Here is a 25,872-nt window from a genome sequence, read left to right on the forward strand (position 1 = left end):
GGCATGATCTGGCGCCGATCCAAGTTATAGGCTGACTCTGTAAGATTCTGTATTGTAAGGGCTTAGGCTAGCGTCTGCATTGGCACACCTGTTGCAAAACGGGAGCGCATGCTCATCCTCCATGCCATCCTCCTGGCCGTGCTCACCACGCTGGCACGCTTGGCCATGTTGTCCGATGCGACGAATTCGTCGAACGACAATGTGGGATCGGTGCGCGTGACGGCTGCCCAGCGTAAACAGCGCTGGCTGGGCTTCACGACCGAAAACTCCATTATTCAGGGGACGTACGGGTACCCCCCACTCGTCTACTGGATTGTCAGTCATTTTGACCGAAAACGCTGGGCGCAGCTGCGCTATTGGCTGAATTACCTCGCCGATACCGCCACGACGCTCCTCGTCTGGGGCGCCATCCTCTGGTTGGCTCCCGACCTGCCCCGCGAAGTGGCCTTACTGGTTGCTCTCGCGTTTGGGCTGAACACCCTGCTTTTGCCCGGTGTCGAGCACGCCCGGGTGTCGGCCCCCAATGCGCGGGCCATGGGGCTGCTGTTCAATACGCTGTGGATTGCCGGGCTCACGACCCTCGTGGCGCGCCCTGACCTGGCCGTGCCTGTCGCGCTTGCCATGGTGCCGTTGTCGTGGCTGACGGTGCTCACCTCGCAATTCGGCATGCAGTCCATGGTGGGACTCTCAGTGTGTACGGCCCTGGTGGCCTGGTCGCCGTGGCCGGTCGTGGCGCTGATGGCCGGTGTTGGCTCGGGCTACGCAGTGAAGGGGCTCGGCGTACGCGAAACGCTGCAGCACAAGTTTGTACACTGGCGCTGGTATAGCGTGGTCCAGCGCACCGTGGCCAATGCCGCCAGCTATCGCGCACGCCCGTGGCGTGTACGTACCGCGGCAATGCTCACGCTGTTTGCCTCTCCCTTCCGGAACGGCTGGACGTTGGGCACGGAACTGCAGCGGTCAGCGTGGTGGAAAATGCTGGCTGGAGTGGCGCCATTCCTTGCCTTTGTGGGCATGACCATATCGGCAGGTAGCGTGGACAGCGCGCTAGCCGCGCCGCTCACGCGCGCGTTGGCCATCGTATGCGCTTCCGCCGGCGTTCTGTTTTTTCTCACCACGCAGCCCCGACTGGTTTTCCTGGGGGAAGCCGAACGCTATATCGAACACGCGCTCGGGGGCATCGCCGTGTTGAGTGTGCTCTTTGCCGCCGGTCAACCGGAGCGTGCCCTTGCGGCCGCAGTGCTCGGCGTGGTCGTGGCCGTTACCCTGCTGGTGGCGCAACTGGCTCATCGGCAGTGGACTACCGCGCAGATCATGATGCAGTATCCCGCCTTGGGCTTCGGCGGCGAACGGGAGATGCTGAAGCGGTTCGTATCGCTTGGGGTGCCGGTGCGTATTGCCACCGTCCCTGTGAAGGCGGCCTTTTTGCTGCATGATCTCCTGCTGGATGAAGCCATGCCCGGAAGTGAACGTGTGTCCTTCTACTTCCAGCACGTCGTGCAACCCGGCGATGACCGTTTTCGCTACATGATGGACGACACCGTGGACGGCAATGAGTATCTGCGCGACGATCTTCCGGCTCTGGTTCAGAAATACGGAATTGATCTCATCGTCGTAGACAGCGCGTGGCTGTACGATCACACGAATACCGCTCCCATTCTCGAGACCCTGCGCCTCCGTCAGGTCCAGTACACCAGCGGACGTTTCGCCGTCCTTTCTCTGCAGGATCTCAAGCCCAATACCGCGGCCACGGGTGCAGGCAGCACCGTGGACTTGCTTTTTCCCAAGCCAAAGTCGGCACGTGAGATTGCGCGCGAGCGGGCAATGGCTGCGGCAGCCGCGTCGGCATGACGGAGGAAACCGGGGTGGTGGCGCAATCCCGTGCAGCAGAGCCATACGACTGGGCCATTGCCGAGGCGCAGCGGCAGGCGGTGCCAAAACAGAGCGCGGTAGAGGGCAAATCTGCACTGGTACGCGCGCTGCGATCCACGGGGCTGCTGCGTGCAGCGGCCGTTCTGGACACTGGCAAGAGCACTGGCGCCACCAGCCATGCCGACCTCACGTCGTGCGACGCCGCGCTCGCCAGCCTGCTGCAGCAGCACGGGACCCCCGCCATTCCTTCGGTCACTCTTGACCTGCAGGGTGCCCCGCGCTTCTTCGTCACGAGTACGAATCTCTCGTCGCTGGCTGAAGCGCTGCGCACCGAGCATGGTCCCACGGGCGTTGATGCAGAGTTGCGACTGTTTCTCGACGAAGCTCTCGTCAAAGGGGACTGTTTTGTTGACGCGTCGCCAGGGCTTGGGTTTGCGAGCCTCACTGCAGCCACCTGTGTGGAGCCCGTCCCGGTCATTGCCATCGCCCCATCGGAGGAAGCGGCCGGTGACCTGCAGAACTCGGCACGCTTAACGGGTTGTGCGGAATGGATCACAGTCCAGTCTTCTGCCCCACTCGATGCCGTGACGTACCCGCCCCTCGCATCCACGAGCTATCTCATCGTGCATGCCGGCGAGGCGCACAATGTGGCACCGCTTCTCGCGGGGGCGCAGCACGTTCAGCAGCGCGGGCTCATTGGCGCAGTCGCCTGGTCGCGCACCAGTGATGGCGCAGCGGTCGCCGAGGCGGTGCTGACGGTCCTTGGCTTCTCGCACTTCATCCTGTCGGAGGATGAGGACGGGATGCAGTTGGTCCCCGCGCAGCCCGACACGATGGCCACCACGATCTTCTCCATGAGCGCGGCGTTCATGGAGCGTGCCGAACGTGTCGCACCAGTCGCCCCGGCTGCGGGCGATGGTGCGTTGCAGCAACCCAGTGAGGCGCTCTTTGACGCCATCACTGACACGTTGGCCCCCGGTGCGCGCGAATTGGGCGGTGTGCCCAGTAAAGGACAGCTGGCTCTGGCACAACTGGAGTTTGCATGGGCATCGGCGCAAATCGTTTCGTTCGATATCTTTGATACGCTGCTCGTCCGCAAGGCGTCGGCGGCCACCGATGTGTTTCTGCATCTGGCGCGCTACGAGCCATTTCGCGATGTGCCTCTTGCACCGCTTGCACTCTCGCAGGCTCGGCAGGATGCCGAAGAGGAAGCGCGCCGTCGCGGCTATGCGGAGCACGGCTCTACCGAAGTGACCCTGCGTGATATTCATACCGTGCTGGCCGGCATGCTGGCGCTGCCAGACGCGGCAGTGCCCCGCATGGTGGATGCAGAATGCACGGTTGAACGCGCGCTCTGTGAAGGACACGCGCTACTGCAGCGGTGGTTTGCCCGCGCCGTCCAGGACGGAAAGACGGTGTGGTGCCTGAGCGATACCTACCACGATGCTGACTTTCTGGCCGAGCTGTTGACGCACTGCGGCTATGATATGCGTGGCATCACAGTGGTCAGTTCGGCCAACCTGCGGGCCAGCAAGAGCGAGGGGACCATGTTCCGCCGCGTGCTGTCGGAGACCGGGGTCGACCCATCGCAGATACTCCATGTCGGTGATCACCCCGTTGGTGACGAGTCCGTGCCGTTGTCATTCGGTCTGGTGGCGGTAGCACATCCGTGGGCCTCCATTCGCTCCGACGATGGCTCGGCTGACACCGCTGCCGATTCGGTGGCTCTCGGTCTTGCTGCGATCGGTGCGCGTACGCTGGAGCCGCCCGCGCCCTTCTGGTTTCGCTTTGGCTTTAGCGTGGCGGGGCCGTTGCTCACCGGGTTTGCGCTGTGGCTGCGCGAGCGTTTCCGTGCTGACGGCATCACGCGCGCGTACTTCCTGCTTCGCGACGGAGAAATTCTGCACGCGGTATACGAGGCGCTGGGCGCTGGTGATCCGTCGCACGACGGAGGGCCCACCTCGTCTCTTCTGGAGAGTTCCCGCCGCGCGTTTGTCCTGCCGGCCTTCGACGCACGCCGTAGCACGCTGTGGAGCCAACTGACCGCGACCGAGAACGCACGGCCGGCGCGTGAGTTTCTCAGTCGATTGGGCGTAGATGCGAATCGTATGGCGTCGGCATTTCCAGCGGCTGGTTTTGCGTCATGGGATGAGATGGTTGATCCACAGGACCGTGCGGCAATGATGCGGGTGTCCCGCCTGCTGCAGCAGCCGGCGGTGGAGCAGGCGCTGCATGCACGGTCGGCTGAAGAGCGGGCGTTGCTGATGGGCTATCTCGCGCAGGAAGGGGTGCTGGATGGTGGGCGCGTCGCGCTCGTCGATATCGGATGGAACGGGACCATTCAGAAATCCCTCATGGCCGCGTTGGAGCTTGAGCACCGCTCGGCGTCCATCTCCGGCTACTACCTTGGCACGTTAGGCACCGCCCATGTGGAAATGGGTGGGAGTGCGATGGCTGGCTACCTCTTTGAAGCCGGGCGTCCACACGCGCGTCAGCAAACCATCATGCAGCTGCCGCAGTTGCTGGAATTCGTGTGCAGCACTACGCGTGGCAGCCTGCGCGCCTTTGAACAGCGACACGGACGTGTCGAGCCGGTGCACAGTGCTGTGGATCACGATGCGGCCCAGCAGGAGGCCCACGAACAGCTGCGCGATGGTGTGCTGGAGTACGCAAAGCGTTTCCGCGAGGTGGCCACACCGCTAGAGACCGCCGCCATATCGCCAGATGCCGCCATGAAGCGATTGGCGCGCGTCATCCTGTCTCCCACGGCTGAGGAAGCCGCCACAATTGGAAGCGTCCGTCATGGCGAGGGAATGGCGACAGGCCGAGCGCGTGCGCTGGCGGAGTTCTCACCCGATGCGTGGACCGTACAGGCCGTCCATCGCGATCTGATGCAGTCGTACTGGCCAGCCGGATTGTCGGCGCGCCGCAGTGCGCAGGCGCAGATTCTGCGCACGCTGCAATGGTTGTCGCAGGGAGCGCAGGAATGACCCGCGGCGTCTTGCACGACCACACGCGACCGCTGGTGCTGGTGGTGGGAACCGACCCCGCGGCGCGTGAGCGCACGCTTGCGTCGCTGGCTGAGCAGTCAGTCACCGTTCGTGTGCTCGCACCAGGGGAATCGGTGGCCACGATCTCGAGCAGTCTGCTCGTGCTGGTGGCGGCGGGGGCAGAACTTGATGCGACCGCGTGCGAGCGTTGCGCGTGGTATCTGGCGACGCATCCTCGTGCCGGGTGGGTGTCTGGCGGTACGTATTCCGAGTCTGCGCCCGATACGTCGTTGCGCATGATGCTCAACGTGGTGGCGTTCCGCACAAGCGAGGTGCGGCAGGCACTTGGCGATGCCGTGTGGCGTCTCGCCGGTGACTCCGGTCGTGCCACACCGGGGATCACGCTGCGTAGTGTGGTGTCGCTACTGCGCACTGGCGCGGTGGGAGGATGGCTCGATCCGGTCCTGCGCGATGTCTCCTCGGGTGCCGAGGCCGAGGGCGACCTGCTGCAGGCAGAGGCGTCGCTCGCGCTGCTGTCGCTGAGTGAGCGCGATCTGGTGGAGCCGCGGCTGCTGGTGCCGTCGGGCATTCCTCTGCAGCGGGTGGAGGCGCCCGTGGTACCCACCTTGCCGGTGGTTTGCCACGATGCCAGTGGCGAGCGTGTGCTGGCCTTGCTGCAGGGATTCCCCATGGGCGGGTATGCGGCCTTCAATGCTGATCTCATTCCGCGTCTAGCCGCGCGCGGTCACGTGGTCACCACGGCGCTGCTCGAGTGGTGGCGGAGTGACTGGCGGCTCGCGCAGGTGCGTGCGGTGGCACCGGACATTCATCATGTCCCATCGGTCGTACCGTTCAGTGGCATTGTTGCCTACCTGGAGCATCTCATTCGCAGCCGCGGGATCACCGTGGTGTTCATGAGTCACTCCTTTCTCGGGTACCGTCTCCTCATGACGCTGCGAGCCACATTTCCCGACGTGGCGTTCGTGGACTACGTCCATACGGAATGGTTTGAAGCCCCGATGTACGGTAGCTATGCCACCATGTCGGCGCGGTGGTCACATGCGCTTGATGCGCAGGTGACCTCCAGTGCGGCCCTGGCGGCACAGATGATCCGTGACGGAGCCGACGCCTCGCGTACGCAGGTGGCACACATTGGAGTGGATACGGCCTGGTGGTCCCGCGACGGGGTGGACCAGGAAGAGATTCGCACGGCGTTCGGAGCCAACGGCAACAGTATCGTCATGCTCTTTGCCGGGCGGGTGTCCCCCGAAAAGCGTCCGCTGCTGGCGGTGGATGCGCTCGAGCGCCTGCGGGCGGCAGGGCATGACGTACGACTGGTCGTTGCCGGTGACGGTCCGCTGCTGCGGGAGCTGCATGACGCCGTGGTTGCCCGCGGGCTCGAACCGTGGGCCAGTCTGCTTGGTGAAGTGGACGAAGACACGTTACGGCAGGTGTACGCCGCCGCCGATCTGTTCTTTGCGCCCAGCGAAATTGAAGGCATTGCGCGCACCCTGTACGAAGCGATGGCGATGGGCTGTGTCCCGGTGGTCTCCGATGTCGGTGGCCAGCGTGAGCTGGTGGTGCCCGGCACGGGTTCGCTCGTTGCACCGCTGCCCGGAACGGTGGAGAGTTATCTCCCGGCGCTCACCAGCTGGTGCGACCGGCGCGCGCGCGAGCGGGCCTCGGCGGCGGCGCGCCAACACATCGTGGCGCACTTCGACAGCGCGCACACTGTACACGCCATTGAACAGGCGCTGCACGCCGCCCGACAGCGGGTGCCCCGGACGGGGGTGGCAGCGCCGGCGGAGCTTACAGAAGAGGTGGCCGTGCTCGGACTGGAAGTGGCGCGCCGGCACGCGGCGGCGATCGCCGCCGCCATGAACCGGAAGCTTTAGTCGGCAGATCTTGCCGCACACGCCGCAGCAGGCTTGGAAGCGTACGTGTAACGTGTTGATCTGCAAGGACTTGAAGGAGGCACGGTTTATGCAAAAGCATAGACCGTTCGGGTTCGTTCCTCTCCGGCTTCCCTGTGCATATGGACAGCACGTCCTCAGCGGTCAGTCGCATCGCTCCGCCATTGAATCTTGAAGCACGCAAACCGCGGGTTTGCGTGTCGCTTCCGTACGCGTCCCAGCTCCTGACCGGAACCGCGATGTATTTCGGCGGGGCCGAAGTGCGAGGCACCACGTTCCTCAATGGGCTGGCGGCCACGCAGGCGTGGGATGTCCATGCGGTGGTGGTGGGGCCGCCAGCGCCGCCGATGCGCCTCGCCAATGGTGTCACGGTGCACACCAAGCTTGAAGCGCCGTGTCGCATTACGGTCCCCCTGGCCACCCCGGCCGAGACGGTATGGGGGCGCGTCGCGGCCGATGTCTATCTCGCCTTTGGCGCCAATGAAGCCTCCGCGGAGGTGGCGCACTACTGTCGGGCCGCGCAGCGACCGCTGGTGTTGTCCATTGCCTCCGACGCGGCGTTTGATGCCACCGTGTACGAACTTTCCATCGTGTGTGATGCCTATGGTGTGGTTGGGCACTTTCCGTGGTATGCCATCAACGGCGCGCACACGGTGGTGGTGCAGACCGATCACCAGCAGGCACTGTACCGCGCGCGCTACGGCTCCGACGCCGTGCTGATTCGCAACCCCGCGCCACAACAGGGGCACCGGCCCCCGCGCACGGCCGTTGCGAACGGGGGACGAATGCTGTGGGTGGGGCGCGTGGATCCCAACAAACGATACGAAGAGGCACTGCTGCTGGCCGCCGCGCTCCCCCATCGCGAGATGATCATGGTGTGCAACAACATCCTGTCACTCGGCGAAGGCACGATTGATGAGTTGCAGACAGCCATGCCGAATCTCATGGTGGCGGATCAGGTGGCCCTCCCGGATATCGAAGGACTCTTTCGCTTCTCCGATGTGCTGGTGAACACCTCAGTGGTGGAAGGATTCCCCAACACGTTCCTGCAGGCGGGCCTGGCCGGCATCCCCATTGTGTCCATGGTTGTGGACCCGGATGGCATGCTGTCGCAGCACGGTTGTGGCCGGGTGTCTGACGGCACATCCGCCGGGATGGCGCACACCGTCGAGACGCTGCTGGCAAACGACAACGCCTACGCTGCCGCCGCAACGGCCTGCAGCGCGTGGGTGCATGGTCGCCATGACGCCAGCGCCCGCGTGGCCGAACTGTCGGCCGTGCTGGCACAGGCGCTCGCCTTATCACCGGCCGGTGATCTGGCGACCGGCGCCGCCGCCTGACGAACCTCTCACATCACGAACGCTATCATGTGCGGTATTGCCGGCATTCTCGCCCCGTTTCCTCCTGAACGACTTCGCCGCGCCGCCCTGGCGCTGGCGGATGCGCAGCGGCACCGCGGTCCCGATGGTGCCGGCGTGCAGGTCCAAGGCCCCGTCGCGCTTGCACACCGGCGACTGTCCATCATTGACCTGGAGGCGGGTGCCCAGCCGCTCAGCAATGAAGATGGGACCATTTGGATCACGTTCAACGGCGAGATCTACAACTACCAGGAGTTGCGGCACACGCTGCTGCAGCGTGGCCACCAGTTCCGCACGCGGTCTGATACCGAAGTCATCGTGCACGCCTACGAGGAATGGGGCGACGGCTGCGTGCAGAAACTCCGTGGCATGTTTGCCTTTGCCATTACCGACACCCGTCGGCATCGCCTGTTCCTCGCGCGCGATCATTTCGGGATCAAGCCGCTGGTGTATCTGGAGCAGGGCCACTGGTTCGCCTTTGCCTCTGAGTTGCAGGCGTTCCACACGCTCGAGGATGCCGCCGTTGACCTCGATATTCGCGCCATCGATGAGTATCTCGCGTTGCAGTACATCCCGGCGCCGCGCACGGTGTACCGCCAGGCGCGCAAATTGCCGCCGGGGCACACCATGTCGGTGGATTTCGACGGTCGGGTCCAAGGTCCGCAGCGCTACTGGCGTCCCGAATTCCGCGTCGGTGTGGACATGCCGGATGGCGAGTGGATGGAGCTGTTTGAGGCCACGATGCGCGACTCCGTCCGGGCGCACCTCGTCGCCGATGTACCCGTGGGGGCGTTCCTCTCTGGTGGGCTCGACTCCACCGGCGTCGTCGCGCTGGCGCAGGAGCTGACCCGCGAACCGGTGCATACCTACAGCATCGGGTTCCGCGATCCGGCGCACGACGAGTCGGCCTGGGCTCGCGAGGCTGCCGAGCGATTGGGCACCATACATCATTCCGAGATGCTTGAGGTGGACGCGCTCGATTCGCTGTCCGCTCTCGTGCAGCATTACGGCGAGCCGTTCGGTGACAGTTCGGCGGTGGCCACGATGGCCGTATCGCGCCTCGCGGCGCGGGACGTCAAAACGGTGCTGACCGGCGACGGTGGTGACGAAGGCATGGCCGGCTATCACTCGCACATGGCCTGGCTCACCGCGGCGCGTGGTGCCGGCGGAGAGTTTCCGGCCCGTCCGTCCGTCCAGACCTGGCAGGGAATGATTCACTACTGCGATCCCGCGCTGCGGGCGCAGCTGTGGCAGGGCAATCACCGCGGCAACACGCTGCTCCCCATCGAATCGTTTGAGGCGGCGTGGGCCGAGGCCCGTGATCTGGGTGCCGTGCAACGGCTCCAGTACATGGATGCCATGACGTATCTGCCCAATGACATCCTCACGAAGGTGGATATCGCGAGCATGTCGGCGTCGCTGGAAACGCGCACGCCACTCATTGATGTGCCGTTATGGGATGTCCTGACGCAAATGCCGGAGCGCCTGAACGTGGCCATGAATCCCCACGGCACACTGTCGGGGAAGCACATGCTCAAGCGGCTGTTGTCCCGCTATTTCCCGGAGCCGTTCGTGCACCGGAAAAAGCAGGGCTTTGCGGTGCCGCTCTCGCGGTGGTTCTCCTCGGAAGGTGAGGCGCGTCATCTGGTGGATGAGCGACTCATGGGCAGCGGGTCCATGTTGCACACGTTGTTCGATCCGACCGCGGCGAGAACGCTGCTGGACGGTGGGCGCTACGGCCCGCTCTGGGTCCTGCTGGTGCTGGAGGAGTGGCTGCGCCAAATGCAGTCGCACGCCGGGGCCGCAGATCCGCTGTCCTTGGCGTCGGAGACGGTGCACCTGCAGGAGTCGCCCATGGCACCGGCCGAGCGGCCCAAGGTGCTCATTGTTGCGGACGTCCCGAACTGGATCTTTGAACGGCACGCCCGCACACTGCAGACGCTGCTCGCCGATGAGTTCGACATTACGGTGCAGTATCACACCGAGGATTTCGACGAAGACGCGTGGGATCTGATTTACGTGATGGAGTTCGAGCTGGTCCCCGACGAGAAGTTCACGCAGCCGTGGAAGTACGTGACGGCGGTGCGTTCCCATGTCTCCTGGGACCATCTGGCGGCACCCATGCTGGCGCGGTTCCTTCGCGAACACTTTCAGCAGACGCACGTGGTGTCGCAGCGACTGCACCGGGAGCTGGTGCCGTGGCTTCCCACGATCACCACCATCAGCCACGGCATAGACGGGGCGCTGTTCAACTATGCGCCTCGCCCGCCAATGCAGGGACGCCCGCTGCGCGTGGGCTGGGCCGGCAATCGTCGTACGGCCGTGAAAGGCTTTGCGGAGTTCATTGAGCCGCTGGCCGCACTGGACGGCGTGGAGCTGGTGTTCTGCGGCTACGCCGATCGCAATCTCACACGCGAAGAAATGGCGGCCTGGTATCGCGAGGTGGATGTCTACGTGTGCGCGTCGCAAAGCGAAGGGAGCAACAATACCCTGCTGGAGGCTGCGGCGAGCGGATGTGCCATCATTACCACCGACAACGGGACCGTGCCGGAGTACCTGCGTCACCACGAGGAGGCGTTGATCGTCCCGCGCACACGCGAAGCATTTGCGGCGGCGGTCATGCAGCTGCGCGACGATGAGGCCTTGCGCCATCGATTGTCCGTGGCGGCCTCGGCGGCGGTGCTCCCCGCCTGGACTTGGTCGGTGAAGAGCGAGGCGTATCGTGCATTCTTCCGTGACGCGCTGGTCCATCAGGACGATGCGCGTCGGCGCATGGCCAGTACCACCCATACCGGTCGTCGGTGGATCCTGCGTTGCACAACGGCACTGGAAGCCGCGCTGGCGCACAATCAATTCGATGAAGCCATGCAGATGGTGGAACAGCTGATGGACGTTGACAGCGGCAATCCCGTCTGGATGGAGTTGCGAACCATGCTGGCCGACGGGGCGGCACTCACCGCAGCGTAGGTGACCGCCTGCGGTCAGGGCATGGCGCGAGGGCTCATCGCGCCCACGGCTCGCTGCAGTTCATCCAAGGCCCCTGCCCAGTCGCGGGGGCCCGGTTGCCGCACGAGCCGTGCACTCGGGTACCATGCGGTTCGGTCGCTGCGGAGCCCCCATCGCCAGTCAGGCGCATAGGGCAGCAGCACGAATACCGGGAGCTGCATCGCTCCAGCGAGATGCGCCACGGCAGTATCCACGGAGACCACGGCATCGAGGGTCTGCAGGAGTCGCGCCGTGTCGAGCCAATCGCCGCCGAGCGCAGGCTGTTCTGCGTGGTCGAGCGCCGGCGGGATGGGCTCCCCCATCTGCAACCACACCCACTGTATGCCGGGGATCTCGGCAAGTCGCGCCGCGTGGGACGCATCCAGGTCGCGCAACACGGTCGAGAGGAACGCCGGATTCCCGTGCGTGACCAGCCCCACGCGACGGTCAGCGTGCGGTGCGGGCGCCCCATCGCTCATCTCCGCGTGCAGGTAGGGCACCACATCGCCCGCCACGTCGGTATCGCTGCCAAGCCGGTGGGGCAACGACAGCAGCGGGACATACCAGTCGGTGCGGGGCAGCAGCCCTGTGGCCACCGCGTCAAATCCGCTGGCTTGTAGCAGGCGCAGCGCCGAGGGCGGACATTCCACGATGACCCGTGCCGCCCCGCGTGCTTCCAGGCGCCGCACGTACCGCACAAAATGAAACAGGTCGCCAAGACCCTGTTCCATCACCACGGCGATAGTGGCGCCCGCCAGGGGCTCACCGTGCCACGCCGGAACGCCCTCCGGTCCCTGGGGGAGCCCGCGGGCTTCGAAGGCGTCCCACCCTGCCTGACAGGCGCCTGCAATAAGGTGCGTAAAGGCCCGCTGCACGGAGGTGAGCGCATGGTCAGGCCGCAGGCGTTCGGCCTTCGCCAGCCACTGCCGTGCTCCGGACAGATCACCCAGCGCGTGACGAATCTGGGCGGCCGTCAGCAGTAACGCCGGAGCGGCGGTGGTCATGCCGATGGCCTTTTGTACCATCGCCCAGCCGCGTTGAGGATCGCCGTTGGCGCGTAACGCCGACGCCAGCGCACCAAGTGCGGCCGCATCGCGTGGCAGCATACGCACGACACGTTCAAAGCACGGCTGCGCCTCCTGCGGAGCCCCTGTCTCCAGCAAACCCGTGCCCAGCGCATACAACCCAGCGGCATCGCCCGGCGGCGCCGTTGTTGCGGCCCGTTGCCACAGTTGCCGCTCGGCCAGGACGTCGCCGGCCAGTCGTCGGGCGTTGGCGGCCACTTGTACCAGCGCAAACGATTCCCGGTGGAGCTGCCAGGCTTCTTCAAACCGCTCGCTGGCCTCATGAAAGCGCCCGGCATCGAGTGCCGTCTGGCCGGCTTCGAGGAGCTGTTCAAGGGTCATGGGAATTCTGCGGGGCAATCCATGCCCGCAATGTGACGATTTTCGCCACGGTGGTGAAGGGCATGCCGGAACTGTGAGGGTTTGTTCCCGCCAACCGAATCCGTGCGAAACTCGCGCTCAAGTTCTGCGCACTTGGTGCGACACTCGTAACTGACCGCGATTCACCACTCGAATCGGGACCGAGGCACGGATGCCTCAGAATTACCATCAAGGAGGATACCACCATGCGTATTAACACGAACGTCGGCGCCATCACTGCTTCCCGCAATTCTTTCGTCAACAACATGGCGACGGAAAACAGCATGCGGAAGCTGAGCTCTGGTCTCCGTATCAGCCGTGCGGCTGACGACGCGGCCGGTCTCGCCATCGCCAACAAGCTGCGTACGCAGAGCCGTTCGCTCGCGCAGGCAGCGGCGAACGCCGAGCAGGGCAACGCGATGCTCCAGATCGCGGAAGGTTCAGCGCAGACCATCCAGCGCATCATCGAGCGTCAGAAGGAACTGATCACGCAGAAGCTGAACGGAACCTCCAGCTCCGCCACCAGCACCACGATCAACGCCGAAATCACGTCGCTCGCCACGGAAGCCACGCGTATCCAGAACGCCAGCAACTTCCAGGGAACGTCGGTCTTCGCGTCGCTCACCTTCCAGGTGGGAGATGCTGACGCCGCGGGCAACAACGCGGTTACGGTGACGGCCACGCTCACGCAGACGGTGCTCTCGGGCACGTCGACGCTCGCCAATGCCGATACGGCACTGGACGCCGTGAACACGGTACTCGGCAACATCGGTGCCGGTCAGAACGTGCTTGACTACACGGTGCAGAACCTCAAGTCGGCGGTGGTGAACATCCGCGCGGCCGAGTCCACCATCCGTGACGTCGACATGGCCGAAGAAATGGCCAACTTCACTCGCAACAACATCCTCTCGCAGGCCGCGCAGGCGATGCTGTCGCAGGCGAACCAGGGCAGCCAGAGCGTTCTCCAGCTCCTCCGCTAAGCCTGAGTTCTTCCACAGGTGAGTAGCCCCGGGGTCGGCAAGGTTGCCGGCCCCGGGGTTAGGCCTTACGCAGCAGGACCGAGGCAGTCATGACAACACCTTTGAACTTCGGTGGGCTCAGCAGCGGCGTCCAGTGGAATGACATCGTCGACACGACGATCAAAGCGCTGGAAGCACGCACGCTTACGCCCATCACCGACAGGATCACCAAGCGCGCCGCGCAGAAGGAAGCATGGAACAGCTTCCAGAAGCTCGTCGAAACGCTCAATACCAATGCCACCGCAATCCGTCGCACGGGTTTCGGGGGTTTTGTCGCGACGGTGCCACCGAGTCCGACCACCTCGCGGACCCTGCTCACGGCCACGCCGGGACTCACCGCGACGCCGGGACGGTATCGCGTGGAAGTCCTGCAACTCGCCGACACCGCCAAGCTGGCCGGTGGGTCGGTTGCTGATACCGCCGCCGCCCGGAATCTCACGGGCACGCTCGATATCAACGGCAAAACGATCACGCTGGCCGCGACGGACACGCTCGCCGATATCCGCACGAAGATCAATGAAGCGGACGCCGGCGTCACGGCGACCATCATGAGCGAAGGGGGCACGGCGGGACGCCTGGTCCTGACGTCCAAGACGGCTGGAGCCACCGGGATCAGCATCACCGATGGCACCGGCGGGATGGCGCGTGAGCTGGGCTTCCTGGACACGCGATCGAAGCCGGTATCGTCGGCCACCTCGACGGCCGCGGCGGCGTTGGGATTGGCCGTCTATCCGCAGCCGGCGAGCATTCGCGTGGGCAATACGCTCATCACGGCGAACCTGGCCACCGAATCGATCGCCGCCATCGCGGCGAAGATCAACGCGGCGGGTGGCTCGGCGTCGGTGGAGTCGGAGCAGTACGGCAGTGAAACCCGATTCCGGTTGGTGACGGATGGCAACGTGACGGCGATCGATGGCGATGCGGATTCGCAGGCCATCGTTGACGCCTTTGGCTTCACGGCCGGTGTCGCGGGGACCATCCGTCAGACGGTGCAATCGCCGGTGTACACGGATGCCGCGGACAACGTGGCAACGTCGGCGTCCTTGCTGACCGGGCTCAAGTTGGATGGTGCCTCATCCAACCTTGCCGTGGGTGACGCGATCAACATTCGCGGCATGCGGGGCGATGGGACGGCCGTTACCATTGGCATCGTGGTCGGTGCCACCGATACCATGCAGACGCTGCTCGACAAGATCAATGACGCCAGCGACGGCTTTGGCGGGGGGACTCGCACGGCCACGGCGGCTCTGGGCGCTGATGGACGCATCCGTCTGACCGACAACACGGGCGGCGCCTCGCGTTTGTCGATGACGCTGGGTGTGACGCAGGTGGATGGCACGAGCGGCACGTTGGGCGCGGCGGTGGTATCGACCGTTGGTCGGAGTCGGGAACTGCAGACAGGCAAGGATGCCATTCTTCGGGTCGACGGCCGCGAGATTGTCCGCCAGACCAACAGCATCACGGACGCCATTGAAGGCGTCACACTCCAGCTCAATGCGGCCGAGGTTGGGACGGAGACCGACGTCACGATTGATCGTGATGTCAAGGGTGCCGTGGACGCGGTGCAGAAATTCACGGACGCCTACAACGCCATTCGCAAGTTCTTTGACGAACAGCGTCAGCCCGGTGCTCCGTTGTTTGCCGACTCCATGCTCCGCGGCGTTGTGGACAGCTTTACGGCGGCCCTGCGTACGGAAGTGGCGAGCAACGCGACCTACTCGCGCCTGACTATCGCAGGCGTCACGCTGGACCGTACCGGTGTCTTGACGTTCAATGCGGATACGCTGCGGACGGCCATGTCGTCCGTCCCGGAAGAGGTTGAAGCCCTCTTCGGCTTCAATGGGGTGGGCGGCGCCTTTGTGACGGCAACGGACAACGCCACCCGCTTCGGCGATGGCCCCATCAGTCTGCAGATCAACAGCATCAACGAGAACACCGTCATTTTGCGGCTTCGCGAGGTCGAGGCTCAGAAGCGACTCGACCTGCGTCGTGAGCAGCTTATTGCACAGTACACCCGCATGGAAGAAGCCATGTCGCGGTTACAGGCACAAAGCGGATCGCTCTTGGCGAGTGTTCAGGGACTCAACGGCAACAACTAGTCGCCGATCACGACATGCTGAGCACAGACGGACTGTCCGTGCTTCAGCAAGTCGGAGAGCAGCCGATACTCCAGTGTGTACCCCACCAGTCCTTTACGACTTCAGCCACACACTCTCAATGTCGTACGCTGCCCCATCGGCGAGTCATCGCGATAGCTACCGTGAAATGGAGATCCAGGCGGCAGGCGCCGAAAAGCTCCTCTGCATCGTCTTCGAGCAGCTCGTGGTGAATCTCGAGCGGGCCCGCATTTCCATGGAACGGCAGGATATCGAGCTCCGAGTGGTATCGCTGCGCCGCGCCCGCAATATCCTGACCGAGTTGCTGGCGACACTGGACTTTGAGAAGGGCGGGGCGATCGCCATTCAGTTGGCCGATCTGTACCAGTTCATGCTGTATGAGTTGGTGGACATCGGGCAGCGTGGCGATGTGGTGACTATGCGCAAGCTGGTCAACATCGCGTCGCAATTGCGCGATGGATTTGTGGGCGCCCAGCAGCAGCTGGCCTCCCAGAAGCAGCTGCGGTCGGCGTGAGCCGAGTCACTCTCCAGTCGTCCTCCTCTCCATGCGCACCTCCTCCGTTCCGGTAGTTGCCCGTTCCAGCCGTCTGCACGCCGCCCAGTCGGCACTGGCCTTGTGCGCCAGCGCGGATGAGTTGGCTCGCGCGGTGGAGCGGGAGGTGGTGTCGCCTGCCGACGACCACCGCCTGTTTGCCCTGCTCGAGCAGCGGGATGTCATGTTGCAGGATCTGGCCGAGCAGCTGGTGGTGCTTCGGCTGGAACGGCCCACGGCCGACAGTGCGCTGTATGCGGCCACGGAGCGGGTGGTGGATGATGCCGATGCGCTGGTAGCCGAAGTCTGTTCGGCGGTCGCCTCCTCGCATCGCCTCACGGTAGATCTGGCTACGAAAGTGGCCAAGCGCAGCGAAGAAATCCGCGCCGAACTCGACGCGGTGCAGCGGGCCTCGACCGCCAGTGTCGCGTACGGCCGTCCGGCCGGCGCTCACGTGGTGGATCGTCGCCGCTAACGCAACGCCTGACGCGCATGGCTGGTACCCCTGAACGTTTCGACCTGCTGTTGCAGGAAAAGCTCGACGAGTTGGACCAGGCGGCCGATCAGGAAGCCCGGTTGGCAGTGGATGAGGTGGAGTTGTTGCGGTTGCGGGCGGCTCACCTCGCCACCGCGCGGTCCGGCGGACCGTGGCACGCAGGGCCCGCCGTGCAGTACCAGCAGGACCCCGCCGTACAGGGTGTCGTTGCACCACCCACGTTGGACATCCGATTCCCGGCCCGCGTGCCGTGATCGGAGCCGGCGGAGGCTGAACAGGCCGCCGTCGGGCGACAGGGACGTCGCATTCCGTAGTTTGGAAACTAATCAAGGGTAAAGTTACGGCCCCTTGATGCCGATAGTCCCCAGTGAGGAGGAGGATCCTTATGAAAATCAACGGTTACAGCGACAACCTGCGGCCGACGCCAGTCGGCACCCCGGCGGTGCAGCGCCCGGCCCAGGAAGTCACGCAGGCCCCGGCGATCAAGCCGGTGAAGTCAGATTCGGTCCAGATCTCGGACGAAGCGCGGCGGCTCAGTGCCGACGCCAAGGAATCGCTCAACCCTGAGCGAGTCGCCGAGCTCCGGCAAAAAGTTCTGTCCGGCGCCTACAACACGCTCGACGTGGTGGACCAGGTAGCCCGGCGCATTCTGACGCGCGGCGATCTCTAGCCAGATCGCACCGCGCGCTCTCCACACCGGCTTTGTCAGGAGATCGGTCGTATGAAGTTTCTCGTGGTGGACGACTCAGCGACGATGCGTCGCATCGTCATCAATTCGCTGCAGCGCATCGGCTACAATGACACCGTCGAAGCCGGCGACGGTCAGGAAGCCCTTGCCAAGTTTGACAGCTCGATCAAGTTCGTCATTACCGACTGGAATATGCCGAACATGACGGGCACCGAATTCACGAAGGTGCTGCGTTCCCGCGACGACGGCCGCCACGTCCCTGTACTCATGGTGACCGCGCGATCAGTAAAAGAAGACATCCTCACGGCGATGGAAGCGGGTGTCAACAATTACATCGTCAAGCCATTCACCCCCCAGGTGCTCAAGGAGAAGATTGATGCGCTCCTGCCTGCGGTGGCCGCCTGAGGAATGATAAAATGAGTGATCCCCGTGCCCAAACGGCCTACTACGAATCCGAAGCGGCCCTGCGCCTTGTAGACAAGGAGCTGGATACCCTTCGTGATGGTGCGGAAGCCGTCTCCCGATTTGTCTCCGTAAGCCTCTCGGATCTTCCGCTCATCCTCGAGCGTGCCAACAATCAGATCCGGTCGGTACTCGCGCATCTGCGTGAAACACGCAATGCCCTGCAGACCACCACGTTCGACAAGCTCCAGACCACGCACGACAAGATCAAGGAAGTCACGTCGGCAACTGAAGACGCGGCCACCAACATCATGGATGCGTGCGATCGGGCCAGTCAGATCGTGGATGAGTTGGACGCCATCGATGCCGAACCGGCACCGGATCGTGAGAAGGCCGGGGCGCTCCGCTCCACCTTGCGCGACGAGCTCTTCATGATGATGGGCGCTCTCCAGTTCCAGGACATCACGTCGCAGCAGCTCGCTCATGCCTCGTCGGTCCTCGTGGAAATGGAGAATCGGCTGGCCGACATCGCCAACCTGTTTGACTCCAGCATCTCGATTGAGCGTCCCTTGGCTTCGCTCAATACGGTGGACGAAAAGACGTATGATCCGAACGCCACCACGCGGAACGCGGAACAGCGTCAGAATCTGGCCGATGAGATCTTCACCTCGGTGAAGGCACCCGCCGCCTGATCTTCACATGGTTCGCACCGTGTAACTCGCCCCCCGGGTTGCGCGATGCTGCTGAACGGCCCGTACGCTTGCGTGCGGGCCGTTCGTGTCTGTCTGGTGCCGGAACCCGACTGGCCCTGCCGATTGCAGGTCACAGTAAACCTGCACGACCTCCGAGCCGATACTCCTCACCGGACGCGGCGTCTTCCTGGCGCCGCATTGTAGTGCCCACTCGCACTGGCATGGCCTGTGTCTCCACTGAATCTTGATGATGCCGCCACGCTGCTCATGCAGCTTGAGGCGACCGATACTGCCGATCTCGCCGTCCTTCGGGATGCGCTGACTGATCTCGCTTTCGAGAATCGGGTCCCGCTCCGTGCCCAGCCCCATGTGGCGCGCGCCGCACGGGTGCTGGGGTCTGTCGTCAACGGGACTGCAGCCGATGTGTCCGCAGCGTTCGCCGAAGTGGGGCAGGCCATTGAGGCCGCCATGAAGGCGAGCGAAGGGCAGGTAGTGGAGGTGGGAGCCGACCCGGTTGCTCATGCCATGTCCGAGACGGTTGGCGGTGCGACGGCGATTGCCGTGGCCAGCGGGGCCACGCCCTCACTGACGTTGGCCCTGGTTGACGAAGTGCCACCCACACCGGTCGTGGTCGCGACGGCCGCCGTGGCGACGCCCGCCCTGGAGACATCCGCGGTGGTGCCCCCCGTGGCCGCCGCGCCCGCGGTCGCGCGCAACCGGCAGGAAGATCGACTCCCTGATGACGCCGACCGGGATCTGCTCCCGGACTTCCTCACGGAGAGCAACGAGTGCATCACCAACTCGGAAGCCGCGCTGCTCCAGCTGGAGGCCAACCCCTCTGACGAGGAAGCGGTCAATACCGTCTTCCGCGCCTTCCACACCGTCAAGGGTACCTCGGCGTTTCTGGGACTGACCCGCATCGCCGAATTCGCTCACGAAGCCGAGTCGCTGCTGAGCCGCGTGCGTGACAAGGAAATTGCGTATACGCGTGGCTGCGCTGATCTGTCGCTGCGCTCCGCCGACATGCTCAAGGCGCTCCTGATGGTGGTGGAGAAAGCGCTCAACGGGGACGGCCGCATGCCGATTCCCGAAGGGTTCTTCGAGCTGCTGGACGCGTTGGCCGGCTACGATCCTGCCCGTGACGCCGACGGCGTCCAGCTCGCCGTGTCAAGCGGTAGCGACGACATCTTCCCCACGCTTACGGACGGTGCCGATGACGCGGGAGCGCTGAGCGGTCCGGTGAGTGGTATTGCCGTGGCCAGGAAGCCCGAGGCGCCTGTTGCGCAGAGTGCGAACAACGCCTCTACCGGCAACAGCGGCAGCAATGCCGACGCCACCATTCGTGTGCGTACCGATCGCCTCGATCGCCTCATCGACATGGTGGGAGAGCTGGTGATCGCGCAGTCCATGATTGCTGGTGACGACACGTTCGGGAGCGGCACGCAGCACGAGCTGCTCCGCAAGGTGACCCACGCGGGCAAGATCGTGCGCGAGTTGCAGGACTTGTCGATGTCCATGCGCATGGTGCCGCTGCGCCCCACCTTCCAGAAGCTCGCCCGCGTGGTGCGCGATACCGCCACCAAGGCCGGCAAGACGGTGCAGTTCGTTACCGATGGTGACGAGGTGGAAATCGATCGGACGATGGTCGATCGCCTCGGCGATCCGCTGGTGCACATGGTGCGGAACGCCGTTGATCACGGCGTGGAACCGCCCGCTGAGCGTACGGCCAACGGCAAGCCCGGCCTGGGCGTGGTGCGACTGCACGCCTACCACGCCTCCGGCAATGTGGTGGTGGAGCTCGTGGATGACGGTCGCGGCCTCCACCGCGACAAGATCGTCAAGAAGGCGATCGAGAAGGGACTGATTGAGACCGACAAGGGGATGACCGACAGTGAGGTCTTCAACCTCATCTTCGCCCCCGGATTCTCCACCGCCGAAAAGATCACCGACATCTCCGGCCGCGGCGTGGGCATGGATGTGGTGCGGCGGAATCTGGAGGCGATCCGCGGCCGTATCGACATTACGTCGGCGCCTGGCAAGGGCACCACGTTCTCCATCCGGCTGCCGCTCACGCTGGCCGTGACGGATGGCATGCTGGTGCGCGTCGGCGACGAACGGTTCATCATTCCGCTGACGCATATCCATATGTCCTTCCGTCCGGAGCCGAGCATGCTCTCGACCGTCGTGGGCAAGGGCGAAATGGTGCACCTGCGCGGCGAACTCATGCCGATTCTCCGCCTGCACCGCCTCTTTGATGTGGCGAATGCCGTGCAGAACCCGCTGGACGGACTGCTCATGATCGTCGGGGATGGCGCCAAGCGGACGGCGCTGCTGGTGGATGAACTGCTCGGTCAGCAGCAGGTCGTCGCCAAGACGCTTGGCGATGGTCTGGGCAAGGTGGCCGGTGTGAGCGGTGGCGCCATTCTGGGTGACGGACGCGTGGGACTCATTCTCGACGTCAACGAGACCGTCGCTCTGGCCCAGTCCACCGATTGTTCCGCCCCACGGCACGAACGCGAAGCGGCTTGACGCCGCCGAGCGCGGCCAGGGCAGTTCCCTGGCCCCAAGGTCCCAGGGACAAACAGTGAAGCTCCGAGGCTGGAGCGCCGATACCTAACCGACAGGAGTCAGTGGACTCCGGTTTCCCTTCATTTTTCGAGCGAGCCATGAGCACGCAGAGCCTGCAGGTCATGAATTCCGACACCTCCTCCCTCGCGACGCTCGCGCCCACCCGCGCGGGCAAGTACCTCACCTTCTACCTGGCCGGCGAAGAGTACGGTCTGGAGATTCTCAAGGTGAGCGAGATCATCGGACTGCAGCCCATCACGCGCGTGCCCCGCATGCCGGAGTTCGTGCGTGGCGTGATCAATCTGCGGGGCAAGGTGATTCCCATTACCGATCTGCGGATGAAGTTCGGCATGGGCGCCGAAGATTCCGAAGACAGCTGCATCATTGTGGTGCAGATGCGCGGCATCCAAACCGGTATCGTGGTCGATCGCGTGAGCGAAGTGGTGGCCATCGCCGAAGCGGACATTGAGGATGCGCCCAGCTTCGGCTCCGGCATTCGCACCGAGTTCCTGCTGGGCATCGGCAAAGCCGGCGGTCGCGTGAAGCTGCTGCTCGACATCGACAAGGTGTTGGCCACGGCGGAAATTGCTGCGCTGCAGGACGCGCAGGCACACGCCGACTGAGCGGTGATGCTGCCGCTTTCGAGGCTGTCATCATGACGGCCCCCGCCACGCCATCGCTGTTGGCTGAATGTGAGCTGACAGCCGCGCAGTTCGCGCGCATCACTGCGGTGCTGCACGAACACGCGGGTATCCGCATGCGCGAAGGAAAGGAAGGGTTGGTGCGGGCCCGCCTCACCAAGCGGCTGCGAAAGCTCGGATTGAACGATTTCTCCGCGTATCTCGATTTCGTGGAGCGAGAGCCCGGGCGCAAAGAGTTCGCCGAGATGATCGACGCGCTCACGACGAACAAGACGAGCTTCCTGCGCGAGGTCTCGCACTTCGATTTCCTGCGCGACGCGGTGTTCCCGCAATTGCCGGGGCCGGTCCGCATCTGGAGTGCCGGCTGCTCCAGCGGCGAGGAGCCGTACACGCTGGCCATGTTGTGCAATGAGGCTTTCGCCGATATCGCCAAACGCGACGTCCGTATCCTCGCCACTGACCTGAGTCATCGGGTGCTTGCCCAGGCCAAGGCCGGTGTCTACCCGGCGGAAAACATGGGCGACGTCCCAGCCCCGTGGCTCCAGAAGTATTGGAGTCGGAAGCAGGACGCGGGTGGTCGTCCGGTGTTTGAAGCCGAAAAAAATCTTCGCCGCCTGGTGAATTTCGCCAAGCTGAATCTGATGGAACGATGGCCGATGCAAGGCCCGTTCGATGCCATTCTCTGCCGCAATGTCATGATCTACTTCGACAAGGCTACTCAGCAGCAATTGGTGGAGCGGTATTGGCAACTGTTGCGTCCGGGCGGGCATCTGTTCGTCGGACATTCCGAAAGTCTCACCGGTCTTGCACACAAGTTCCGCTATGTGCAGCCGGCCGTGTATGTGAAGTGATCATGGGGACCACCGTTACCGCACGCGCCAGTGAGCGCGTCGTCGGCGTCGCCGATCTCAAGGTGTCGAACGTGGCTGGTGAGCGTCTGATCACGTATGCGCTGGGCAGCTGCCTGGGCATCGTGGTGCACGATCCGGTTGCCAACGTGGCTGGCATGCTGCACGTGATGCTCCCCACCGGCACGATCGACCCGGCCAAGATGGCGGACAAGCCGGCCATGTTCGTGGATAGTGGAGTGCCGCTACTCTTCAAGGAGTGCTACAAGCTGGGGGCCAAGAAGGAGCGGATGCAGGTGAAGGTGGCCGGAGGAGCACACGCCGGTGCCCGTGAGGAAGATGATCGGTTCCAGATTGGCAAGCGCAACATGATCGCGTTACGCAAGCTGTTGTGGAAGAACGGTGTGATGGTGCATGCACACGACACCGGCGGCGTGCAGACGTCCCGGACCATGTGGGTTGAGGTGACCAGTGGCGAGGTTACGCTCAAGATCAACGGCGCCGAAAGCAAGCTCTGATGAGCGGACTGATCTATGGCCTTTAACGTGCTCGTGGTCGACGACAGCGCCGTCATGCGGCAGATGGTCGTGCGGACCCTCAAAATGAGTGGGATCCCGCTGGCCTCGGTTCTCGAGGCTGGGAACGGCGAAGAGGGGCTGTTTACGCTCCAGGAACAGTGGGTAGACCTGCTGCTGCTGGACATCAACATGCCCGTGATGAATGGCGAGGAGATGCTGCGACGTGTCCGCGCCAATCCGGAAACGGAAAACCTGCCGGTGATCGTCGTGTCAACGGAAGGCAGTGAAGCTCGCTTGCACACGCTCACGGAGCTTGGTGCGGCGATTGTCCGAAAGCCCTTCGCGCCGGAAACCCTGCGCGACACCATTTTGCGCATTACTGGAGTGACAGATGTCGAGTACTACGGTGCAGTCGCTGTCCCGAGCGACGACAGCGACTTTTGAAGATCTGGCACTTCTCTTCCCCGAGATGGAGCTGTCGCCTGAACAGGCGGCAGCGCCCCTCGATGTGGCGGTGTCGGTGGAGTTCCGTGGTCCGCTGACGGGGCGATTGGTCGTCCGCGTCTCGCAGTCCATCATGCCCACCATCGCCGCCAACATGCTGGGAGCGGAAGAGTCCAAACAGTTGCCGCTGCAGCGGGATGCGCTGGGGGAAATCGGCAATGTGATTTGCGGGAACGTGCTTCCCCTGATCGCTGGCGCCGACAAGATCTTCAACCTGGCCGCACCCGTCGTCGCGGAAGGAGGCAGTCTGCCGCATCGCGATGAGGACGAGCCGGTGGCGAGTGTGCAGGTGGGCGTGGAAGACGGTCGCGCCGAGGCGATCCTGTATCTGTTCAGCGCCAACGCGACCCGCGCCGCCTGATTCACGTGTCGACTCTCCTCACCCAGTCGCCCGCCTCTGGCGGAACTGCTCCGGCCCGAACGCCGGGAGTGATCCGCGTGCTTGTGGTGGACGACTCGGCGCTGGTGCGTCGCATTCTGACCGAAGCACTCTCCAAGCACGACGATATCGAAGTCGTGGGCACGGCCACGGATCCCTATGTGGCGCGCGAACGGATCGCCCAGCTCCGCCCGGATGTCATCACGCTCGACATCGAAATGCCCCGCATGGACGGACTCTCGTTTCTGTCCAAGCTCATGCGACATTTCCCGTTGCCGGTGGTGGTGTGCAGTTCACTGACGCCCCAGAACAGTGAGACGGCGCTGCGGGCCTTGTCGTTGGGGGCGGTGGAAGTCATTGCCAAGCCGGGTTCGTCCCTGGCGGCAGGCGACATCACCGAGGAACTGACCCGAGCGGTACGCGCCGCCTCGCACGCCCGCGTGGTCAAACGCGTGGAGAGTGCAGAGCCCCCGGTCACTGCACGCGCGGCAATCGCGTCGCTCAACACCACGAACAAGATCATCGCGCTGGGCGCGTCCACCGGTGGCACGCAGGCCCTCGAACAGGTCCTGCGCCGCTTCCCTGTGGATGCACCAGGCACCGTGATTGTGCAGCACATGCCTGAGCATTTCACGCTGAGTTTTGCCAAGCGCCTCGATTCCGTGTGCGCCATGCGCGTGCAGGAAGCGAAGGATGGGGACTATGTGGTGCCAGGGCTGGCGCTGGTGGCACCGGGCGGGAAGCACCTGGTCGTGCAGGCCAGTGGTGCACGGTGGGTGGCGCGCGTCAAGGACGGTCCCAAGGTGCACCACCAGCGACCGGCCGTGGACGTGCTCTTTCAGAGTGTGGCTCGCAGTGCCGGCCGGAACGCCGTTGCCGCCATCCTCACGGGGATGGGTGCCGACGGTGCCAAGGGCATGCTCGCCATGCGTGAAGCTGGCGCGTACACGGTGGCGCAGAATGAGGAGACGTGCGTCGTGTACGGCATGCCGCGGGAAGCCGTCAAACTGGGCGCCGCACAAGATATCCTCCCGCTGGACCGGGTGGCCGATGCCTTGCTGCACGCCGTGCACCTCGGCGCGCACGTCTAGCGTATCGGGGACGCCCGTGATGCGCTGATCCCGCGCCGCTGCTGGAATGCCCAGTGAGGGGAACGGCCAAAGGGGCCCGACGGCGAGATGCCGACGGGCCCCTTTGGGTCATGTCCCGGGGGACGGATTCAGCTTGCTGGAAGACGGAGCGTGACCACAGTGCGGTCGTCGTGCCGTTCGGCCGTCATGGAGCCGTTCAAGGCGCCAACAAACGCGCCGACAATGGCGAGCCCCATGCCGGCCCCGCGAACGCCAGCCTTGCCGCTGACCAACGGCTCGGTGGCCACGTCGGCCACATCGGCGGGAAATCCGGGGCCATGGTCTTCCACCGCCACGATCATGTGCTCCCCGTCCCGCGCGGTGCGCACCAGAATGGGGCTTCCCGCCGGCGCCGCGTCGTGCGCGTTCTGCAGCAGTTCCAGTACGACGTCCCGCCACCAGATCGCGTCGGCCTGAATGGTAGCCCCTGAGGTGGCCTCAAGTTGCACCGGCCGGGCTGGCACACTGGCGCCAAAGAGCGCCACCGCATCCTGAATGCCGGCGTCCGCACCGATGGGCGTGCGTTTCATCGATCCGGCGCGCGCGAATCGGGTGACCCGCTGCAGGTACTGCACCATGCTCTCCGCCGCGCGCTGAATCTCAGCGACATCGGCGTAGGTTGGTGAGTCGGGCGGCAGGTCGGACAGCAGTAACTCGCTGTAGGTGCGCACAACCGTGGAGAAGTTGTTCAGGTCGTGTGACACCTTGCGGGCGAACCGGACAATCGTCTCGTTCGTGACCGCATTTGTCGAAAGAGGCATATCAACCATAGAATATGCAGATCCGTTCGTGAGCC

General features: G+C 64.2%; 22 protein-coding genes. 20 read left to right on the forward strand and 2 right to left on the reverse strand.

Going from position 1 to position 25,872, the window contains the following annotated elements; translation table 11 throughout:
* Positions 1 to 108: 108 nt before the first annotated feature.
* From GEMMAAP_RS02490 to asnB, 5 genes are all read left to right on the forward strand, one after another.
* Complete coding sequence (locus tag GEMMAAP_RS02490; RefSeq protein ID WP_043580173.1) at positions 109 to 1,851, forward strand: hypothetical protein; 1,743 nt, start codon at positions 109 to 111, stop codon at positions 1,849 to 1,851.
* On the forward strand, positions 1,848 to 4,862 hold the full coding sequence (locus tag GEMMAAP_RS02495) for a hypothetical protein (RefSeq protein WP_026849289.1): 3,015 nt from the start codon (positions 1,848 to 1,850) through the stop codon (positions 4,860 to 4,862). Before GEMMAAP_RS02490 ends, GEMMAAP_RS02495 begins: the two co-directional genes overlap by 4 nt.
* Entirely contained in the window at positions 4,859 to 6,757 is a 1,899-nt protein-coding gene (locus tag GEMMAAP_RS02500; RefSeq protein WP_026849290.1) for a glycosyltransferase family 4 protein, read from the forward strand. The genes GEMMAAP_RS02495 and GEMMAAP_RS02500 overlap by 4 nt, the downstream gene beginning before the upstream one ends.
* 215 nt (positions 6,758 to 6,972) lie before the next feature.
* Positions 6,973 to 8,115, forward strand: a complete 1,143-nt coding sequence (locus tag GEMMAAP_RS02505) for a glycosyltransferase (protein ID WP_158514696.1) — start codon at positions 6,973 to 6,975, stop codon at positions 8,113 to 8,115.
* A gap of 27 nt (positions 8,116 to 8,142) precedes the next feature.
* Positions 8,143 to 11,100: an asparagine synthase (glutamine-hydrolyzing) gene (gene asnB, locus GEMMAAP_RS02510; protein WP_053333973.1), complete on the forward strand. Its 2,958-nt coding sequence runs from the start codon at positions 8,143 to 8,145 to the stop codon at positions 11,098 to 11,100.
* A gap of 14 nt (positions 11,101 to 11,114) precedes the next feature.
* On the opposite strand, the gene GEMMAAP_RS02515 is transcribed toward asnB, so the two are convergent.
* A complete protein-coding gene (locus tag GEMMAAP_RS02515; RefSeq protein WP_026849292.1) occupies positions 11,115 to 12,524 on the reverse strand; it encodes a tetratricopeptide repeat protein in 1,410 nt (469 codons plus the stop codon).
* A gap of 224 nt (positions 12,525 to 12,748) precedes the next feature.
* Between GEMMAAP_RS02515 and GEMMAAP_RS02520 the strand changes: the two genes are divergently transcribed.
* The 15 genes from GEMMAAP_RS02520 (at position 12,749) to GEMMAAP_RS02590 (ending at position 25,037) form a co-directional block, all read left to right on the forward strand.
* Positions 12,749 to 13,522, forward strand: a complete 774-nt coding sequence (locus GEMMAAP_RS02520) for a flagellin N-terminal helical domain-containing protein (protein WP_026849293.1) — start codon at positions 12,749 to 12,751, stop codon at positions 13,520 to 13,522.
* Between the two features lie 89 nt (positions 13,523 to 13,611).
* Positions 13,612 to 15,660, forward strand: coding sequence for a flagellar filament capping protein FliD (fliD, locus tag GEMMAAP_RS02525; protein WP_082820998.1), 2,049 nt, complete (start codon positions 13,612 to 13,614; stop codon positions 15,658 to 15,660).
* Between the two features lie 118 nt (positions 15,661 to 15,778).
* Positions 15,779 to 16,192: a flagellar export chaperone FliS gene (fliS, locus tag GEMMAAP_RS02530; protein WP_043580175.1), complete on the forward strand. Its 414-nt coding sequence runs from the start codon at positions 15,779 to 15,781 to the stop codon at positions 16,190 to 16,192.
* Positions 16,193 to 16,223: 31 nt separating this feature from the next.
* The gene (locus tag GEMMAAP_RS02535) at positions 16,224 to 16,685 is read left to right on the forward strand and encodes a hypothetical protein (protein ID WP_026849296.1); all 462 of its coding nucleotides are present in this window, start codon (positions 16,224 to 16,226) and stop codon (positions 16,683 to 16,685) included.
* 17 nt (positions 16,686 to 16,702) lie between these two features.
* On the forward strand, positions 16,703 to 16,960 hold the full coding sequence (locus tag GEMMAAP_RS02540; protein ID WP_026849297.1) for a hypothetical protein: 258 nt from the start codon (positions 16,703 to 16,705) through the stop codon (positions 16,958 to 16,960).
* A 131-nt stretch (positions 16,961 to 17,091) separates the two neighbouring features.
* Positions 17,092 to 17,376, forward strand: coding sequence for a flagellar biosynthesis anti-sigma factor FlgM (locus GEMMAAP_RS02545; protein ID WP_026849298.1), 285 nt, complete (start codon positions 17,092 to 17,094; stop codon positions 17,374 to 17,376).
* 51 nt (positions 17,377 to 17,427) lie between these two features.
* A complete protein-coding gene (locus GEMMAAP_RS02550; protein WP_026849299.1) occupies positions 17,428 to 17,799 on the forward strand; it encodes a response regulator in 372 nt (123 codons plus the stop codon).
* Positions 17,800 to 17,810: 11 nt separating this feature from the next.
* Positions 17,811 to 18,488, forward strand: a complete 678-nt coding sequence (locus GEMMAAP_RS02555; protein ID WP_026849300.1) for a hypothetical protein — start codon at positions 17,811 to 17,813, stop codon at positions 18,486 to 18,488.
* Positions 18,489 to 18,716: 228 nt separating this feature from the next.
* A complete protein-coding gene (locus GEMMAAP_RS02560) occupies positions 18,717 to 21,017 on the forward strand; it encodes a chemotaxis protein CheA (protein ID WP_053333974.1) in 2,301 nt (766 codons plus the stop codon).
* A 137-nt stretch (positions 21,018 to 21,154) separates the two neighbouring features.
* Positions 21,155 to 21,679, forward strand: coding sequence for a chemotaxis protein CheW (locus GEMMAAP_RS02565; protein WP_026849301.1), 525 nt, complete (start codon positions 21,155 to 21,157; stop codon positions 21,677 to 21,679).
* A gap of 32 nt (positions 21,680 to 21,711) precedes the next feature.
* The gene (locus GEMMAAP_RS02570; protein ID WP_053333975.1) at positions 21,712 to 22,548 is read left to right on the forward strand and encodes a CheR family methyltransferase; all 837 of its coding nucleotides are present in this window, start codon (positions 21,712 to 21,714) and stop codon (positions 22,546 to 22,548) included.
* Between the two features lie 2 nt (positions 22,549 to 22,550).
* Positions 22,551 to 23,063: a chemotaxis protein CheD gene (locus tag GEMMAAP_RS02575; protein WP_026849303.1), complete on the forward strand. Its 513-nt coding sequence runs from the start codon at positions 22,551 to 22,553 to the stop codon at positions 23,061 to 23,063.
* Positions 23,064 to 23,078: 15 nt separating this feature from the next.
* The gene (locus GEMMAAP_RS02580; protein WP_026849304.1) at positions 23,079 to 23,507 is read left to right on the forward strand and encodes a response regulator; all 429 of its coding nucleotides are present in this window, start codon (positions 23,079 to 23,081) and stop codon (positions 23,505 to 23,507) included.
* Positions 23,455 to 23,928, forward strand: coding sequence for a chemotaxis protein CheX (locus GEMMAAP_RS02585; protein WP_082820999.1), 474 nt, complete (start codon positions 23,455 to 23,457; stop codon positions 23,926 to 23,928). Before GEMMAAP_RS02580 ends, GEMMAAP_RS02585 begins: the two co-directional genes overlap by 53 nt.
* Positions 23,929 to 23,996: 68 nt before the next feature.
* Positions 23,997 to 25,037 carry a protein-glutamate methylesterase/protein-glutamine glutaminase gene (locus tag GEMMAAP_RS02590; RefSeq protein ID WP_026849306.1) on the forward strand — a complete coding sequence of 347 codons (1,041 nt, stop codon included), beginning with the start codon at positions 23,997 to 23,999 and terminating at the stop codon, positions 25,035 to 25,037.
* Between the two features lie 128 nt (positions 25,038 to 25,165).
* Here the strand turns inward: GEMMAAP_RS02590 and GEMMAAP_RS02595 are convergent, their stop codons facing one another.
* Positions 25,166 to 25,837, reverse strand: a complete 672-nt coding sequence (locus tag GEMMAAP_RS02595) for a sensor histidine kinase (RefSeq protein ID WP_158514697.1) — start codon at positions 25,835 to 25,837, stop codon at positions 25,166 to 25,168.
* Positions 25,838 to 25,872: the final 35 nt, after the last annotated feature.

The sequence above is a fragment of the Gemmatimonas phototrophica genome (assembly GCF_000695095.2).
Taxonomy (GTDB): Bacteria; Gemmatimonadota; Gemmatimonadetes; order Gemmatimonadales; family Gemmatimonadaceae; genus Gemmatimonas; species Gemmatimonas phototrophica.

Excerpts from the sequence above, each read along its gene's own strand:
- GEMMAAP_RS02490 (WP_043580173.1), top strand. The coding sequence starts at position 109 with ATGCTCATCCTCCATGCCATCCTCCTGGCCGTGCTCACCACGCTGGCA.
- GEMMAAP_RS02495 (WP_026849289.1), top strand. The coding sequence starts at position 1,848 with ATGACGGAGGAAACCGGGGTGGTGGCGCAATCCCGTGCAGCAGAGCCA.
- GEMMAAP_RS02500 (WP_026849290.1), top strand. The coding sequence starts at position 4,859 with ATGACCCGCGGCGTCTTGCACGACCACACGCGACCGCTGGTGCTGGTG.
- asnB (WP_053333973.1), top strand. The coding sequence starts at position 8,143 with ATGTGCGGTATTGCCGGCATTCTCGCCCCGTTTCCTCCTGAACGACTT.
- GEMMAAP_RS02515 (WP_026849292.1), bottom strand. The coding sequence starts at position 12,524 with ATGACCCTTGAACAGCTCCTCGAAGCCGGCCAGACGGCACTCGATGCC.
- GEMMAAP_RS02520 (WP_026849293.1), top strand. The coding sequence starts at position 12,749 with ATGCGTATTAACACGAACGTCGGCGCCATCACTGCTTCCCGCAATTCT.
- fliD (WP_082820998.1), top strand. The coding sequence starts at position 13,612 with ATGACAACACCTTTGAACTTCGGTGGGCTCAGCAGCGGCGTCCAGTGG.
- fliS (WP_043580175.1), top strand. The coding sequence starts at position 15,779 with ATGTCGTACGCTGCCCCATCGGCGAGTCATCGCGATAGCTACCGTGAA.
- GEMMAAP_RS02535 (WP_026849296.1), top strand. The coding sequence starts at position 16,224 with ATGCGCACCTCCTCCGTTCCGGTAGTTGCCCGTTCCAGCCGTCTGCAC.
- GEMMAAP_RS02540 (WP_026849297.1), top strand. The coding sequence starts at position 16,703 with ATGGCTGGTACCCCTGAACGTTTCGACCTGCTGTTGCAGGAAAAGCTC.
- GEMMAAP_RS02545 (WP_026849298.1), top strand. The coding sequence starts at position 17,092 with ATGAAAATCAACGGTTACAGCGACAACCTGCGGCCGACGCCAGTCGGC.
- GEMMAAP_RS02550 (WP_026849299.1), top strand. The coding sequence starts at position 17,428 with ATGAAGTTTCTCGTGGTGGACGACTCAGCGACGATGCGTCGCATCGTC.
- GEMMAAP_RS02555 (WP_026849300.1), top strand. The coding sequence starts at position 17,811 with ATGAGTGATCCCCGTGCCCAAACGGCCTACTACGAATCCGAAGCGGCC.
- GEMMAAP_RS02565 (WP_026849301.1), top strand. The coding sequence starts at position 21,155 with ATGAGCACGCAGAGCCTGCAGGTCATGAATTCCGACACCTCCTCCCTC.
- GEMMAAP_RS02570 (WP_053333975.1), top strand. The coding sequence starts at position 21,712 with ATGACGGCCCCCGCCACGCCATCGCTGTTGGCTGAATGTGAGCTGACA.
- GEMMAAP_RS02575 (WP_026849303.1), top strand. The coding sequence starts at position 22,551 with ATGGGGACCACCGTTACCGCACGCGCCAGTGAGCGCGTCGTCGGCGTC.
- GEMMAAP_RS02580 (WP_026849304.1), top strand. The coding sequence starts at position 23,079 with ATGGCCTTTAACGTGCTCGTGGTCGACGACAGCGCCGTCATGCGGCAG.
- GEMMAAP_RS02585 (WP_082820999.1), top strand. The coding sequence starts at position 23,455 with ATGTCGAGTACTACGGTGCAGTCGCTGTCCCGAGCGACGACAGCGACT.
- GEMMAAP_RS02595 (WP_158514697.1), bottom strand. The coding sequence starts at position 25,837 with ATGCCTCTTTCGACAAATGCGGTCACGAACGAGACGATTGTCCGGTTC.